This window comes from Psychrobacter sp. Ps2 (genome assembly GCF_022129405.1).
In the GTDB taxonomy this organism is placed as follows: domain Bacteria; phylum Pseudomonadota; class Gammaproteobacteria; order Pseudomonadales; family Moraxellaceae; genus Psychrobacter.
Genome location: NZ_JADQAM010000014.1, coordinates 1 through 15,899, shown reverse-complemented (window position 1 = coordinate 15,899; position 15,899 = coordinate 1). Strand labels below are relative to the sequence as shown.

Annotated in this window: 12 protein-coding genes and 3 pseudogenes; 6 read left to right on the top strand and 9 right to left on the bottom strand. The window is 41.4% G+C overall.

Features of this window, described 5'->3' with window-relative positions; all coding sequences use genetic code 11:
* From I3254_RS00560 to I3254_RS00540, 5 genes are all read left to right on the top strand, one after another.
* Nucleotides 1–2,245, top strand: a 2,245-nt coding sequence (locus tag I3254_RS00560) for a copper-translocating P-type ATPase (RefSeq protein WP_238050470.1), incomplete at its 5' end; no start/stop codon positions are given.
* A gap of 80 nt (nt 2,246–2,325) precedes the next feature.
* The gene (gene tatA, locus I3254_RS00555; protein ID WP_011959992.1) at nt 2,326–2,610 is read left to right on the top strand and encodes a Sec-independent protein translocase subunit TatA; all 285 of its coding nucleotides are present in this window, start codon (nt 2,326–2,328) and stop codon (nt 2,608–2,610) included.
* A gap of 55 nt (nt 2,611–2,665) precedes the next feature.
* On the top strand, nt 2,666–3,052 hold the full coding sequence (tatB, locus tag I3254_RS00550; protein ID WP_238050469.1) for a Sec-independent protein translocase protein TatB: 387 nt from the start codon (nt 2,666–2,668) through the stop codon (nt 3,050–3,052).
* Nucleotides 3,049–3,918 (top strand): twin-arginine translocase subunit TatC, encoded by an 870-nt coding sequence (tatC, locus tag I3254_RS00545; RefSeq protein WP_011959994.1) that lies wholly within the window; start codon nt 3,049–3,051, stop codon nt 3,916–3,918. The genes tatB and tatC overlap by 4 nt, the downstream gene beginning before the upstream one ends.
* Before the next feature lie 153 nt (nt 3,919–4,071).
* Complete coding sequence (locus I3254_RS00540) at nt 4,072–5,361, top strand: hypothetical protein (RefSeq protein ID WP_036599449.1); 1,290 nt, start codon at nt 4,072–4,074, stop codon at nt 5,359–5,361.
* A gap of 116 nt (nt 5,362–5,477) precedes the next feature.
* On the opposite strand, the pseudogene I3254_RS00535 reads toward I3254_RS00540, so the two are convergent.
* The 9 genes and pseudogenes from I3254_RS00535 to I3254_RS00495 form a co-directional block, all read right to left on the bottom strand.
* Nucleotides 5,478–6,359: pseudogene (locus tag I3254_RS00535) on the bottom strand (IS982 family transposase).
* Between the two features lie 101 nt (nt 6,360–6,460).
* Nucleotides 6,461–6,682, bottom strand: a pseudogene (locus I3254_RS00530) (IS1 family transposase); the annotation flags it as partial.
* Between the two features lie 238 nt (nt 6,683–6,920).
* Complete coding sequence (locus I3254_RS00525) at nt 6,921–7,613, bottom strand: VIT family protein (protein ID WP_192523181.1); 693 nt, start codon at nt 7,611–7,613, stop codon at nt 6,921–6,923.
* Between the two features lie 771 nt (nt 7,614–8,384).
* Complete coding sequence (locus I3254_RS00520) at nt 8,385–8,639, bottom strand: Txe/YoeB family addiction module toxin (protein ID WP_087813577.1); 255 nt, start codon at nt 8,637–8,639, stop codon at nt 8,385–8,387.
* On the bottom strand, nt 8,636–8,926 hold the full coding sequence (locus I3254_RS00515) for a type II toxin-antitoxin system prevent-host-death family antitoxin (protein WP_087813576.1): 291 nt from the start codon (nt 8,924–8,926) through the stop codon (nt 8,636–8,638). Before I3254_RS00515 ends, I3254_RS00520 begins: the two co-directional genes overlap by 4 nt.
* 836 nt (nt 8,927–9,762) lie before the next feature.
* Nucleotides 9,763–11,724, bottom strand: coding sequence for an oleate hydratase (locus I3254_RS00510; protein ID WP_238050468.1), 1,962 nt, complete (start codon nt 11,722–11,724; stop codon nt 9,763–9,765).
* Between the two features lie 106 nt (nt 11,725–11,830).
* Nucleotides 11,831–12,484, bottom strand: coding sequence for an HdeD family acid-resistance protein (locus I3254_RS00505; protein ID WP_058023642.1), 654 nt, complete (start codon nt 12,482–12,484; stop codon nt 11,831–11,833).
* Between the two features lie 101 nt (nt 12,485–12,585).
* Nucleotides 12,586–13,212, bottom strand: a complete 627-nt coding sequence (locus tag I3254_RS00500) for a TetR/AcrR family transcriptional regulator (protein ID WP_058023641.1) — start codon at nt 13,210–13,212, stop codon at nt 12,586–12,588.
* Between the two features lie 447 nt (nt 13,213–13,659).
* Nucleotides 13,660–14,078, bottom strand: a pseudogene (locus tag I3254_RS00495) (IS3 family transposase); the annotation flags it as partial.
* Between the two features lie 272 nt (nt 14,079–14,350).
* On the opposite strand from I3254_RS00495, the gene I3254_RS00490 reads away from it, so the two are divergent.
* Entirely contained in the window at nt 14,351–15,415 is a 1,065-nt protein-coding gene (locus tag I3254_RS00490; protein WP_058023639.1) for a 2,3-butanediol dehydrogenase, read from the top strand.
* Nucleotides 15,416–15,899: the final 484 nt, after the last annotated feature.

Sequence of the window (15,899 nt, the reverse complement as noted above, 5' to 3'; positions counted from 1 at the left end):
TGAAGACGAAGTTGCTAAAGATGATAGTCACGCCAGTTGTCATGGAAAGGATACTGATAGTAGCGGAGTAAAATCTGTTAAAGGCGGTAAATACGATAAAGTACCTGCTGATTACGATGGCACGGTATATACCTGTCCTATGCATCCTGAAGTGAGAGACGTTAGAAATAGCGGTTGTCCGATATGTGGTATGGCGCTTGAGCCCGAAACGCTTACTATCGGTGAAGAGGACACCTCAGAGCTTGACGACATGACTCGTCGTTTTTGGATATGTACCGTGTTGACTGTACCGCTATTAATATATGTGATGAGCGGTATGTTTGACTTAAACGTAGTTAATTTTAGTCAGTATGGTATCTCCTCAAAGATCTTACAATGGGCTGAGTTAGTGCTCGCGACCCCTGTAGTGCTTTGGGGCGCCGCCCCGTTTTTCGTCCGTGGCTGGCAGTCTATAAAAAGCCGCAATCTAAATATGTTTACCTTGATTGCGATAGGCGTAGGCGCTGCTTATATTTTTAGTATTGTCGCGACCTTTTTTCCCGATATTTTCCCAGACAGTTTCAGAGATGCCTCTGGTCAAGTCGGAGTCTACTATGAAGCGGCAGCGGTCATTGTGACCTTGGTGCTACTGGGTCAAGTATTAGAGCTCAAAGCTAGAAGTCAAACTTCAGGTGCGATTAGAGCTTTGCTTGAGCTCGCACCACCAACCGCAAGACGTGTCGATGAAAACGGTGAAGAAGTCGAAGTCTCGCTTGATGAGGTCGTCACTGGCGATAAGCTACGGGTTAAACCAGGTGAGAAACTACCCGTAGATGGTACAGTGATCGATGGTAATAGTAATGTTGATGAATCAATGGTGACGGGTGAGCCAATCCCTGTATCAAAAGTAGCAGGAGATACAGTGACTGGTGGTACGGTAAATGGCACCGGAACGCTATTAGTCGAAGCGGTCAATGTTGGAGCAGATTCAGTATTATCTAAAATTGTACAAATGGTTGCTGAAGCCCAGCGTAGCCGCGCGCCTATCCAGCGCTTGGTAGATCAAGTGGCGGGTTGGTTCGTACCTATTGTTATTGTCAGCTCTATCATAACCTTTATTGTCTGGGCGATATTCGGCCCTGAGCCCGCTATGACCTATGCTTTGGTTAACGCGATTGCGGTACTGATTATTGCTTGTCCTTGTGCCCTTGGTCTAGCGACGCCGATGTCCATTATGGTTGGTACCGGCAAAGGCGCGCAAAACGGCGTCCTCATCAAAAATGCTGAAGCGTTAGAGAGTATGGAAAAAGTCGATACCATTGTCGTCGACAAGACCGGAACACTGACCGCTGGTAAGCCCGAGCTTACCGCAATTGATGCGCAGGTAGGTCAAGATGAAGACGAGTTCCTCGCATTGGTAGCCTCAGTAGAAAGCGCTAGCGAGCATCCTTTAGCAGAAGCTATCGTTAGAGCAGCTCAAGAAAGATCACTCATTATTCCTAAAGCTACTGACTTTAATTCGACTACTGGCGAAGGCGTACAAGCCGTGGTCGATGGTAAGAAAGTCGCTATTGGTAACTCTAAGCTTATGGAAAGCCTAAATAGTTTTGATAATGAGCTGTCCACTAAAGCTGATGTCCGTAGAAAAGACGGTGAAACGGTAATGTTTGTGGCTATAGACGGTAAAGCTGCTGGTATTATTTCAGTTGCTGACCCTATTAAACCAAGCACTAAAGAGGCTATTTCACTGCTTCATGACGCAGGTTTAAAAGTTGTGATGCTAACCGGTGACAACGAAAAAACCGCGCAGGCAGTCGCCAATAAACTAGGTATTGATGAAGTTCATGCGGATGTCTCACCAGAGGATAAAAACCGTATCGTCAAAGAAATGCAAGACAGCGGTAAATTGGTCGCTATGGCGGGTGATGGTATCAACGACGCACCAGCGCTAGCGCAAGCTAATGTTGGTATCGCTATGGGAACCGGTACCGATGTGGCGATGGAGAGTGCGGGCATTACCCTGCTAAAAGGTGATTTAATGGGCATTGCCAAAGCTTATAAGCTTAGCCACGCCACCATGCGCAATATCAGACAGAATCTGTTTTTTGCCTTTATCTACAATGCACTTGGTGTTCCTATTGCCGCAGGTGTGCTCTATCCCATATTTGGGCTTCTGCTCAGTCCGATGATAGCAGCGGCAGCGATGAGCTTGTCGTCATTCTCGGTGATTGCTAACGCGCTGCGATTGCGCCGTTTGAAACTATAATTCTGGTACGGTAAAAAGTGTTCTAAAGCACACTGACACATACTGGTCTAAACAAGATCACAAAATATAAGGATACCGTTATGGGCAGCTTTTCTATTACACATTGGCTGATTTTATTGGTCGTAGTGGTGGTCGTATTTGGTACTGCCAAGCTTAAAAATGCAGGTAAAGATTTAGGCGGTGCGGTGAAGGGTTTTAAAGAAGCGGTCAAAGATGAAGAACCTGAGAATGCTCGCAAAAATCATGTGCTTAGCCATGAAAATAGTACGCCAGCTGCAAGTAATGATTTAAATACGCGTGTAGGTAATCAGGCTGATGATATGGAAATCAGCCCTATTTCCACTGATGACCAGCCTAAAGTATGAAGCGCGCCGCTTATAAATAGCGGCACTAAGTAGTCTATTAATATATGTGACTGTTATGTTTGATATTGGGTTTTCCGAATTACTCTTGTTTGGCGTCATTGCTTTAATCGTATTGGGCCCAGAAAAACTGCCGCAAGCCGCACGTACCGCTGGGCAATGGTATGCCAAACTGCGCCGTACAGTATCCACTCTACAATCTGAAATAGAAGCTGAGCTTGATCTAGCTGAGACACGAAAACAGATGCAAGATGAGCTGGCAAAGATTCGTCAGACCGAGTCGGATATGAAGCGCGAATTAGCAGAAATGCGTGGCAGTATGCAAAAGTTTGAGCAGTCACAGAACCAAAGCCTAGACGCTTCACATCAGTCAATCACCCCTTATGATAAAGACCATCAACAGAATACTACCTCCTCGTTCATTAAACAGGAGGCGGATCAGTGAGCCTATTTAAACGGCAAAAAAGTCGACAAGAAAAAATAACAGATATAGAGTTTGAGGCGCCAACAGATACAACACAGAATAGTGAGTCTGGAGATACGTTAGGTACGCTTGGCGATATGCCTATTACCGGACATTTAATCGAGCTGCGTACGCACTTAATAAGAATATGCGTGGTCGTCTTAATTATATTCTTAGTATTGGTGGGATTTTCACGCGAGCTTTATAATCTTTTATCAGACCCATTAGTGGCGCAGTTACCCATCAATTCGACCATGATTGCCACTGATATAACGTCAAACTTTATGGCACCCATTCGCTTAACGATATTCGTCGCCGCATTTTTAGCAATGCCTTATATCCTGTATCAAATTTGGTCATTTGTAGCTTCCGGCTTATATAAAAAAGAGAAGAAAATTGCCATTCCTGTACTGCTATCTTCGATATTTCTATTTTATGCTGGTGTTGCTTTTTCCTACTTTGTCGTACTCAAAGGGGTATTGAAATTTTTTATTATGTTCGCTCCGCAGAACGTTATACCAATGACCGATATTGACAGTTATCTGAGCTTTGCCCTCAAGCTATTTATGGTGTTTGGACTGACTTTTGAGATTCCAGTGGTTACCTTATTGCTGATAATGGCCGGAATCGTTTCTACTCAAATTTTAGAAGATAAGCGTCGTTATATCATAGTCGGCTGTTTTGGGATCGCCGCGGTAGTGACACCGCCTGATGGTGTATCAATGCTGTTGTTGGCGATTCCTATGTGGCTATTATTTGAGCTGGGTTTACTCTTAGCAAAGATATTAATTAAAAATGAACGAAATAATGATTTAGTCTCAGGGAATGAAACATTAGAAAGTAGCTAGCACTACTTAAATACGCCAAGAACCTTTTTTACTTTTTACTTTTTACTTTTTACTTTTTACTTTTTACTTTTTACTTTTTACTTTTTACTTTTTACTTTTTACTTTTTACTAGAGTATGTCAGCGTGAGTACTCTACTTAGCGACGGACTCTAAATGGAACACCCAACTAATAACAACGAAAAAAATGACGGTCTTGCAAATCGACTTAACCAAGAGTGCTACTGCATTACCCTTGATCGTAAAGCGCTTAATACAAGCCTTCAAGATCAATTGGTAGAAACTAGGAACAATCCAATAGGAGCGAACGAGCTTAATAAGCTTTTTTCAGCAACACCCGTGTTCGTTCCCAAAACAGAGATAGAGGCGATGGAGCGAATCGTCAGGGCTATCGAGTCAGCTGCCGAACTGCCATTGTATCAAGAGCAAGTGCTGTCGTGGGCACCAGAAATAGCTGCTTTCGACCCAGGCCCAATAGGGGCCCTCATGGGTTATGACTTTCACTTGGGTAGCGATGGACCTCAGCTCATCGAGGTCAATACTAATGCCGGTGGCGCATTTCTGAATGTGTTGCTCGCTCGCGCACAAAAACGCTGTTGCAACCCCTCAGAGCAGAGCGCTGCAACCAATCAAATGCTAGATAGGTTCGAGGAAGCAGTGTTTGACATGTTCAAACAGGAATGGCAGCGACAGTCCGCTGTTGCTATGCCCAATCGGATAGCCATTGTGGACAATGACCCCGAGAGTCAGTTCATGTTCTTAGAGTTTGAGTTAGCCTGTCAACTGCTCCAAGCTAGAGGTATTGATACTGTGATACTTGATCCCTCTGAACTCGAGTATATCGACGGTACGTTAACAGCCCATGGCCAGAAAATCGATATGATTTACAATCGGCTTGTCGACTTTGCATTTGAGGACCCTGACCATGTATTGCTTAAGCAGGCTTATTTAGAGGGTGCTGTGGTAGTGACACCCAATCCCCGCGTACATGCTATGTTGGCCAATAAGCAAAACCTGACATTGCTATCAGACTCCCAAATATTGCGCTCTTGGGGTCTGGATGAGGCTGCAGTGGAGTGCCTCGAAAGGTCTGTACCGAGGACTAAGATTGTATCAAGAGACGATGCAGCAGAGTTGTGGCTTACTCGGCGGCAACTGTTTTTTAAGCCAGTTGCTGGTCATGGAAGCAAAGGCGTTTATCGCGGTAGCAAACTGACTCGACGCGTCTTCGAAAACATTCTGGATGAAGATTATATCGCACAGACCTTTGTCCCTGCAGGAGAGAGATCACTCAAAATTGATGACATCGTAACAACAAGAAAGGTAGATATACGTCTTTATACGTATGGCGGAAAACTGTTACTACCTGCTGCGCGTGTGTATCAAGGTCAGGTGACTAACTTCCGTACGCCAGGCGGTGGATTCGCGCCTGTCTTTCAGGTGTGATCGTCTAGGTCTTATTTAGATGGCATTAGGCTGTTATAAGTCCGGTTAACTAATTCAATATTCTTCTTACCTAACCCCAGTTCGGGATAAGCCACATTGTAACTCATTGATACTATTTACAATGTTGCTACCTGTCCCTGCTGAGGCATGTTTTTGATGGTGGGCTTATAGGGAAACCAGCAATAAGCAATCAAACCTGACAGCAAGTTTGTAATAAAACCCGTGACACTACGATGGCGTGAATGCTCAATCTGACACAAGTTTTTCAGCTCCCCAAACACCGTCTCAACCAAAGAGCGATGATTGAGTAGCGCCTCATCTATCGGCTTGAGTACTTGCGGTTTCATATTACGCCGAAGTTTCGTTATCAGCCTAGTATCACTGTGTTTTGTGAGCCACTCGTTCAGTGCTTTACTGATGTAGCCTCTATCACCGAATAGTTTTCCAAATAAAGACGTTGCCATATCCTTAACAGGCACTCTGTCATCCGTATTACCCGCAGTGACTTTAACAGATACAAGCTCGCCCTTATGATTGATAATGGCATGCAGCTTAAAGCCGTAAAACTAGCCCATACTACCTTTATCTCTTTGCGCCATACTCTCAAAGACTTTATGACGGTAGATACGTTTGTTATGACAAACTGCTATCTTGGTTGAATCAATATAGCTGATACCTGTACAGTCGCCCATCATGCTTTGCAAGTAGCTGCACAGTGGTATGATACTGCGCGGCACAAGCTCTATAAATCGCGAGTAGCTCGGCAGATTTGGAAACTCCCGTTTCATCATGCCAAGCATGTGATGGTAGTAAAACGCCTTAAACTGTCGATACCGCAGTTGATGAAACAGTACCAAGATGGTCATAATCTCTGCTACACTTATCTGGCATGCTCTTAGCCGTTGACGGCCCGTTGCGATTAAATGAGCGTCAAACTCAGGTTTGAATTGCTGATAAAAGTCGTCAATATGGCAGTATAGTTCGGTTAGGTTGTCCATGTAAGAAGTCCTTGTTGTGAAGTTTGTCTTGGTAAACTTACTTTAGCAACTTTGGACTTCTTTTTTTATCTTTTTTTTGAGCGCTTATCCCGAACTGGGGTTATAATAGCAATGTCTCTGACGCCGCAACCTCTAACCGTCATTAGCCGTATTTTATCTTCTATTCTAGAGTGACAGCCGTTATAAGTTAGGGCATGATCGCCAATAAACTGGCGTTTGCAGTCCTTACATTGATAGTTCTGCTTGCCATAGCTTTTTTTGCCGTGTATCGAAAAACTGGAGCTGTGACAGTCGGGGCAATTGATCTGTATTTGTGTCTTCATAACCTCAAATATATCATCTTGCTTTGGCTGTCACCCTCCTTTCATCTCCTCAGCATACTTTCTGACACACCACCACTTTTTGAATACCTTAATAGGTCTTTACTTACAAACGCGCGCTGATACAGACGTATCGTTCTAGGATGCGTTACGAAAAAGTAATGAGCGCTAAAAATAAACTGGGCTCTAAACCGTTCTAGTCATTTGAAAATAAAACTGTCATACTTTTAAATTGAATCTGCTACACCCCAAGTAATCGCCCAATAAGTGATGTTGCGACCATGGCCAATACACCCCACACGACGACGCGAGTGACAGCAGGGAGAGTGGGTGCACCGCCCAAGCGCGCCGATACCATGCCAAGTAGGACTAAGCCGACTATGGTCAGCGCGGCCAATGACCAAACAAGGATCTGGGCTGGAAACACCAAGATGCCGATGACAGGAAATATGGCGCCAGTAATAAAGGCCAATGCGGAGGCAATGGAAGCTTGCAGGGGCTTTGCTTGACTGATTTCATTTAGCCCTATCTCGTCACGAGCATGAGCCTCAAGTACATCGTGCTCAGTTAAGGCGACAGCAACTTGGTGTGCTAAGTCTTGATCAAGTCCACGCTGTTTATAAATTGTTGTCAGCTCGACAAGCTCCCGCTCAGGATTATGCGTCAGCTCGTAAAGCTCTTTTTTTAAATCAGCCTTTTCAGTATCTGCTTGTGAGGACACAGAGATATACTCACCAGCCGCCATCGATAAAGCCCCTGCCGTCAGTGACGCCAATCCTGTCAGTAATAAGGTTTGGCTGCTCGCGTTTGCGGCGGCAACACCAACCAGTAAACTGGCGGTAGAAATGAGTCCATCATTGGCGCCAAGTACCGCTGCTCTGAGCCATTGACTCCGGTTACTTAGGTGCGGCTCATCGTGAATAGAGTATGACATAGACATCCTCAAAAAATACGGTGGTGTTCTAAAAAGTATGCTGGCGATAAAATCAATAAGAAATCTATGCTAAGTTCTCTGATTCTATAGGGCTTTCAAGGCTTCAAGAATTGTTCAAATTTTAATCAAGTTAAAGATTCAGTTCCGAATTTGAGAGCGATATTAGAGATCAGTTAACCTATACAATCTGCACTATAACTTATTAGGTAGTGGATCCCTCAATATTATAGTGCTCGAAATATTATTAATATCTATAATTACTATGGGTTTATTTAAATCTTATGAGTCGAGAAAGCTCTATATGCTACTATTTATATAGTGTAGAAGACTGAGGTATGAAGTTTACTTTCCTTAGGTGACGTTGTTAATATCGGGGTTTCTTTAAACCGGGACTGTGACAGTCGGGGCAGCTGATATCTACTCAAATATATCATCTTGCCTCGGCTGTCACCCTCCTTTATTCCCCAGCATACTTTCTGACACACCACCTAGGTTTTTAATATCTAGGGCATTTTTAAATTACTTAGGCTAAAGCAGAAAATAAACATAGAAGCCGTAGACCCGTTACTAAGAAGCGTCAAATCATCGCAAGTCTCTTAAAGGTTGACCATAGCTATTCTGAAATACAAATCGTGGCTAAGTACTCGCGTCAGTTGATTGCTGAGATGTCTCAAGAATTAAAGAACGTTTCTGGACATTAACTAACTACCTATCACTATGAAAAAGTGCCTAATTATAAATCAGGCACTTTTTGAGCTGTTATACCTTTGCTTAGTAATGATAACGGCACTGGACGATAATGATCGCATCATCTTGAATTTCATAAACCAGCCGATGCTCTTGATCAATTCGACGAGACCAGTAGCCTGCAAGGTCATGTTTGAGTGGTTCAGGTTTGCCAATACCCTTAAATGGGTCACGTTTGATGGCTTTAATCAGCTTACCGATCTGTTTGACTTTCTCTTTACTGGTTCTTTGCCAGTACTCATAGTCCTCCCACGCGTCTTCCGTCCAAGATAGTATCAAGCGTCTACCTCATCATCAAAAGTGAGTGGCATATCTTTGGCATCAATCTCACGTTCAATCAAGCGACCAGCTTTAGCATCAGCAATAGAGCGTCTGAGACGCTTGGCATTGGTAGGGCTGCTTAAAAGATGCAGTGTTTCCTCATACGAGTTAAACTCTTCTAAACTCATTAATACCGTCGGTTTAGCATTTTGTCTTGTAATTAATATCGGGCCTTTATCAGTGTCTACCTTATCGATATACTTTGCTAAGCTCTTTCTAAAATCAGTGTAGTTCACAACGTCCATAATAATTACTCCACGTTTAATTATGTTGGTTATATGACCTATCATTATAGGTTGAATGTTATACTAGTATATACTATATCTGTACTTATATCTGTACTTATATTAGTAAGAAGCAAAGGGATAATTTGATATGTCTTCATGTATCTTTTTAAAACGTACATATGAAAGCTGACATATTGATCTTAGTTTAAATTTCTTGGCACGTTTGCCGCCTTATATTGTCGAAAGAAACAAATTTTACTCATATACTCATATACTCATATACTCATATACTCATATACTCATATACTCATACCATTTTGCAGAAAAGCAATTATGAATGCAATATAATGGTTATTATCAAGCCTTACTGCATTAAATCGATTTTTATATGGCGTTGTGATGCCTTTAAATAAAGATCAAAGGGCGTAGTTTTATTTTTTTATTGTCGTATTCTCTCAGGATGTTGAGTCTCCGACAATCTCAGGGCGGTTCAGTAGTGATTTAACACCATTATTGGAACATGTTCAGTGCGTTATACAGACATCGAACTCCTAGCATTAGGTGTGAATTTAATGGCGACTAAATCAATAGCAGGGGTTATTATCATTAATTTTTCTTATTAAGATCTCCCATTTTGGTTTCTACAGGACTGTCTTGTGTAGCTCACATGATCCATGTATTACAAAAGCACAAAAAAAGGTGATAGAGAAATCATCATAGTAACTGTAACTGCCTTAGCTTTTAAAATAGCCAGCTACAAGCTACAGATCACTACTAGAGTTTCATCTACCACCTTCACTATCTTATGGTGACTGAGCGTTTAAGCCACCACAAGCGTTGCAGTCTAAAGGAGCTTATTTATGCCAAATACCTTTAATAGACTCCCAATACTCTGAGAAAATAGAGTCATTATGCTTCGTTTCTTCCTGACTATCTAGATGGGTAGGTGGCAAGATATGCTCATAATAGGTATCTTTTAATAGCTTACGTAATAAGCCTTCTCCAATAAATCCTTTGCCATCATTTAGCGTATTTGCCGCTCGTAATAGGTGACGAATGTCATATTGCGATGGATCTATATCAGGCACCTGTTTTTTGATATTCAGTAGGCTATATACCGCGACTCTAGCCGTACGAACAGAGCTTTCGACGGTGAATACCACATCATTTCTAGTTTCGACAAATTGTCCTACTAAGCCTAGATTAGTACAACCTTGCGGTACAATTTCAGGGCGGTCGCCTTGCGCACGTACCATAAACTGTGAGGTGATATATGGCATATAAGTAGATCTAACAATGGTATTGTCAACCACGCCGTCTAACTCATTGATAATACCAAGGTGGTGGCAGAGCTCTGCTAAAATCTCATTACCTGTACATTCTGGCATTGGTTTCTTAATATAATTGCCATCTTTATCCATCAGCAAACTATACACCCAAAGTACTAAGGTGTCCTTTGGTTGATCAGGGAAATGCGGCTGACGGTTACAAGTAAAGCTCATTACCCAGTTAGAATCGGTAAAGGTGACGATACCACCTGTCGCTGTTTTACCTGAGTATGGATCATTAACAGACAGCTCTTTAACCTTATCTACCAATGCAGAAGGCTTACAAGTCAGTGTGGCTGACATCCATGCAGACTCATTCACATTACCATTGAATTTTCCAGGATGACCAAAGACGCTGGACTTATGAGCAAGATTGTTCCAAAGCGTCCAACCTTTTGATTGCCCTTGATTGTCTAACATAGCATCTAGGTTTGGCGCAGAATCGTTATCACCATATCGTGTATCATCAGTCATTGTGCCTGTGGTTGCTACTACATAATCATTCTCTGTAATAGTAATACGGGTAGGCTTACCACCTACTTCTGCAATGATGGCTTTGACCGTTTTGGTTGGCTCATTAGCTGAACCCTTAACAGATTCATGGTCATCAGCTTGATTAAACTCAATATCTAAATCCGTCACCGAAGTATCGTATTGGAATTTAACCCCTTTTTCGATGAGATAGTTACGTAGCGGTACGATAAACCCATCATATTGATTGTATTTTGGAAATACTAGCATCGACATATTATGCAGACCATCTAAGTCATGCAAAAAGCGGTGCATATATAGTTTTAACTCAAGCAAGCTGTGCCATTTTTCAAAGGCAAACATGGTGCTCCAAAGTATCCAGAAGTTACTTTCAAAGAAGCTGTCGCTAAAGTAATCATTGACTCGCACATCATCTAATTCTTCTTTGCGTTTTAGTAGTAGACGTATCAATGCTAATTGGTCAGATTTTTTTAGAGTAACACCATTCGTTTCTTTGATTTTACCTTGCTGATGTACCAAACGAGCGATTGAATAGTTAGGATCATCATCGTTAATCAGTCTATATTCATCTAGTACGCTGTATGGCTCTGGCATCTCTACTGCAGGAATATCTTGGAAGACATCCCAAAAGTTCTCGTAGGTAAATTCCATCTCACGGCCACCACGTATGATGTAGCCATTCTTAGCATTACCTGAGCCATCCATGGAGCCGCCTGACACCTCTAGTTGCTCTAAAAAGGTGATATTTTCTGCCGGTACTTTACCATCACGAATGAAGTAGTAAGCACTGGATAAGCCCGCGATACCACTACCGATGATATAGACTTTACTGTCCTTATAAGCGTCGGTTGGTCTACCGATATTGCGTTGATAGTTGCCTATTTTGTCAGCAAACGGCAAGGTGTTTTGTGGGTAGTGGTGTGGATAGGCTTTATTAGCATCTGGCTGATGTGGAAAGCTGTCGATAGTTTTTTGTTTTTCATTAGTCTTTTTCATTATTATCCCCTTAGTGGGTTAAAGAGTCTTATGACTCAGTGTTGTTTTAAAATGAAGCTGCTATTAACTTAAATATTTATAGGTCAGTGACCAAATGAGAATGTAGTTATTGTTTACTGTTTAATACGTTATTAATTTCTTGTGATACTAAATTGAACCTACTTCTTAGTTCATTAGAAATATTATTTGGTAAGTCTTTTAGTCTTTTTAATTTAAAAGCAAGGTACATGCTGAAAAAGCCACTAGTTATCAGGGCTAAGCCAGTCCATATAACAACTGTCATGCCACCAAGTATAGGGTTAGATAATAAGATAAAGGAGAAAACAATACCGACAACCCCTATTACTGTTAAATACCCCCAATCAGAAAAGCCATATTCTTTTAACTCAAATGAATGGCTGACAGCACTAATGGAACGAAACAATACTAAAAAACCCACATAAAAAAGCAGGGTAGCTTGCGATACTGCCGGGTTAACAAACAAAAGAACACCAACAATTAACGTTAAAATCCCAAGGACTAAAAACCAACCCCAATTATTAAGTACCTCCTTATTTAATAAAGAAAATGCAATTTCAGAAGCGCCTGAAATAATGAAAGATATGCTGAATAAAATAGCGAGCGCAGCATAAGACTCAAGTGGTGAAACAAAGGTATATATCCCGGTGGCAATAAAAATAATGCCAACGACAAGTGGAATATACCAATGATTAATAGTTTTATTGATGGTGCCGAAGATATTTCTAGTGATTGAACTCATTTTTAATCTCGATATCTATGTATGTTGCAAAATAACGGCTTGATATAATATTAATTGTCTTTAATGCAAAAAAGCTACGAGGTAGATCGTTGTGATCTATCTCATAGCTTTTTGGCGCAGGTCGTGAAAAGCGTTAAAACATAGTCTACATGCTGCTCAATAAATTCATCAGAAAAAGGGTCTTTCCCAGATAATCTTGCAAATTGAGGGGCAAAGGTATAAATAGACGTGGCTGCACCCAGTAATAAGTAGCGAATATGCATACTGTCTCCTTGAGGAGCCAATCCTAGTTTTTGTGCTCTTCGAATAATATCCAGCTCTTCATCATAAATAGTGCGTAAATAGTTTTCGACAAACCAGTCAAGTCTTTCCGAATCTCCTTGATTAGCCTGTATCAAAAAATGATGAATATCGGGGTAGTTGGCACAAAACTTTATAAAATCTTTTAACAGCACTTTCACTAAAGTACGAGCTTCAGCATCTTGCATGTTTCTGCGCTTCTCAAAATTGTGTTCACTGTAAATCTCAAAACATAATTTTGCCGTGGCTTTCCACAACGCTTCTTTGGAACCAAAATGATGGCTAATCAAGGTATGGTTCACCTCTGCTTTTTTAGCAATGGCGCGCGTTGAAACACCATCAAAACCTGTTGAAGCAAACTCGGTAAGGGCTGCTAATAATATCTTATTTTTAGTTTGTAATGAGCGCTCTTGCTCTGCACGTTTCACAGGCTTCCCTTATTTATGTTAAGCTTCTTAATCCTTATATTAACCAACTGTTCAATTATCAAATGTTAAGTTATATTATCTTTTTGTTTTATTGTGTAATTATTATATGTAGTAGTAAGCGCACGGCAGTAGATTTGGTTTGCCAAGCATTAATTTAAAGGTTCGATGTTCAAGCGGTACAACTGTTTCGATAATATCCCTATAGAGAGCTTTTAGGTACGTTGAAGAATGATTTAGCGTATAGCAAGGCTATAAAAGAATTTCATGCCATTATCAATATTACTAAATATATTGAGCTTGAACACAGCTAGATTAAGATTCAAAAAGGTTTGGTCTATAAAATGCCAAGACAAATGTAGTTTGATCATTATCATCAGGCTGAGTAAATAAAACTTCTTAAGTTAATGTCTGCGGGATTGACAGCATAGGTCAATCAGCATCATATCGCTCACGAGTTTCACTGTGAGCGGCTCTAACCAGTAGCTCAGACTGGTTACAATATATCTGTTGCTCACTAATATCGCGATTTATCCAATCGTCATAGCTTGATGGCTTAACATTTAGCACGCGGCACATAGTGGTGATGCTAAAGAAGTGCTGGTTGTCTTTGACAAAGGCGTACCTGATTAGCTTTGCTTTGCGAAGTACGCTGTCGCCTTTTTTAGGATCTCTCGTTTCTCTTCAGCTACTTTAAGCTGCCGCTTGAGCTGCTTTATTTCCTGAATAGCTGCCATAAGATTAGGATCATACTGCTCAGTTCCTGCAAGTTTGCCTTGATTAGCTTTATTGTGCCAATTAGATAACGTTTGCATCTCTATTTCGAGCTGCTGAACAGTTGCACTCAAGTTACGATTGTTGTCTGTTATCTTTTTGACAGCTTCTACTACAAATTGACTGCCATGTTATGCCCTTTTAATGCCATAAATCTGATATCGTTCTCTTAGGCTTATATGTGTGTAGCTCACGGTTGCAATCTTGCTTTGGCAGTGGATAATGATTTTGAGGTTAGGGCATCTATGCCTATTTTTTATCTGCTCAGCCAAATATTTACAATCATCCATTATGGCTACGTTTGATGCCAGCATAATTTTTGATGCACCATCCAATATTTTTTTAATGACAATCAAAGGAGATTTATATGAAAGCGGCACGTTTTTATGACAAAGGCGATATTCGTATTGAAGATATTCCAGAGCCTACTGTAGAGTCGGGTACCGTTGGAATCGATGTCGCTTGGTGTGGCATCTGTGGTACCGACTTGCATGAGTTTATGGAAGGTCCTATTTTTATTCCCCCTTGCGGTCATCCTCACCCAATCTCAGGAGAGTCTGCCCCAATCACTATGGGTCATGAATTCTCAGGCGTCGTTTATGCTATTGGTGAGGGTGTTGATGATATTGAGATCGGTCAGCATGTCGTGGTTGAACCATATATTATCGCTGATGATGTTTCTACCGCGCCTGGTGAGAATTATCACTTATCAAAAGATATGAACTTCATTGGTCTTGGTGGTCGCGGTGGTGGTTTGTCTGAAAAAATTGCGGTCAAGCGCCGCTGGGTACATCCTATCTCTAATAAAATACCATTAGATCAAGCAGCCTTGATTGAACCGTTAGCCGTTGGCTATCATGCTTTTGTGCGCAGTGGCGCCAAAGCAGGTGATGTTGCTTTGGTCGGCGGCGGTGGTCCGATTGGATTATTATTGGCGGCAGTTTTAAAAGCCAAAGGCATTACCGTCATTCTCACTGAATTGAGTACCAAGCGCAAAGAGAAGGCTAAAGAAAGTGGGATTGCCGATTACATTTTAGATCCGACTGAAGTAGATTTGACTGAAGAAGTCATGATGCTTACGGATAACCGCGGTGTAGACGTGGCTTTTGAATGCACCAGCGTCAATAAGGTATTGGACTCGCTGGTTGAACTTACTAAACCTACTGGTGTGGTTGTGATTGTCTCTATCTGGAGCCACCCAGCTTCCGTAAATGTACATAGCGTAGTCATGAAGGAGCTCGATGTACGTGGGACTATTGGTTATGTAAACAATCATCAAGAAACCATCAAATTGGTCGAAGATGGCTTAGTGAACCTTGAGCCCTTTATTACTCAACGTATCAAATTGGATGACTTGATTGCTAAAGGCTTTGAGACTTTAATTCACAACAATGAATCAGCAGTGAAAATTATTGTGAACCCGAACCTGTAAATAGTAAGGCAAGGGATATCCGGCTAGCTAGGTGGTTTTAATCCGTACGTTAGAATTTACCAAACCTCAAGTTGCCCAAATCTACCTAGGAAGCCTTAGACACACTGATCCCTGCTGTCAATCCCGTACACTTAAACTTGGGAGATTTTAATCAGACAACTGGCGGAAGTTTTTTAGGGTATACCCCAAGGGAACCAGTTATTTTACCCTCAAAACCCTATTAACAGACCACTCAAAACAGACTGCTATAATGGAACCACTTATATGTGCTAAAAATGAGCTTATAGCATTTGCTCAAAGCATGGGCATAAAGTCGCTGCATTCGATATATAAAATAAATCAGTTGCAACGCTAGTACGTACAAAGTTGATACAGCTGATTACTATCATAGCTAAAAAGGCAAAGTGATACTCAAATACTCAAATACTCAAATACTCAAATACTCAAATACTCAAATACTCAAATACTCAAATACTCAAATACT

Excerpts from the sequence above, each read along its gene's own strand:
- I3254_RS00510 (WP_238050468.1), bottom strand. The coding sequence starts at position 11,724 with ATGAAAAAGACTAATGAAAAACAAAAAACTATCGACAGCTTTCCACAT.
- I3254_RS00505 (WP_058023642.1), bottom strand. The coding sequence starts at position 12,484 with ATGAGTTCAATCACTAGAAATATCTTCGGCACCATCAATAAAACTATT.
- I3254_RS00540 (WP_036599449.1), top strand. The coding sequence starts at position 4,072 with ATGGAACACCCAACTAATAACAACGAAAAAAATGACGGTCTTGCAAAT.
- tatB (WP_238050469.1), top strand. The coding sequence starts at position 2,666 with ATGTTTGATATTGGGTTTTCCGAATTACTCTTGTTTGGCGTCATTGCT.
- I3254_RS00525 (WP_192523181.1), bottom strand. The coding sequence starts at position 7,613 with ATGTCATACTCTATTCACGATGAGCCGCACCTAAGTAACCGGAGTCAA.
- tatA (WP_011959992.1), top strand. The coding sequence starts at position 2,326 with ATGGGCAGCTTTTCTATTACACATTGGCTGATTTTATTGGTCGTAGTG.
- I3254_RS00515 (WP_087813576.1), bottom strand. The coding sequence starts at position 8,926 with ATGGACGTTGTGAACTACACTGATTTTAGAAAGAGCTTAGCAAAGTAT.
- I3254_RS00490 (WP_058023639.1), top strand. The coding sequence starts at position 14,351 with ATGAAAGCGGCACGTTTTTATGACAAAGGCGATATTCGTATTGAAGAT.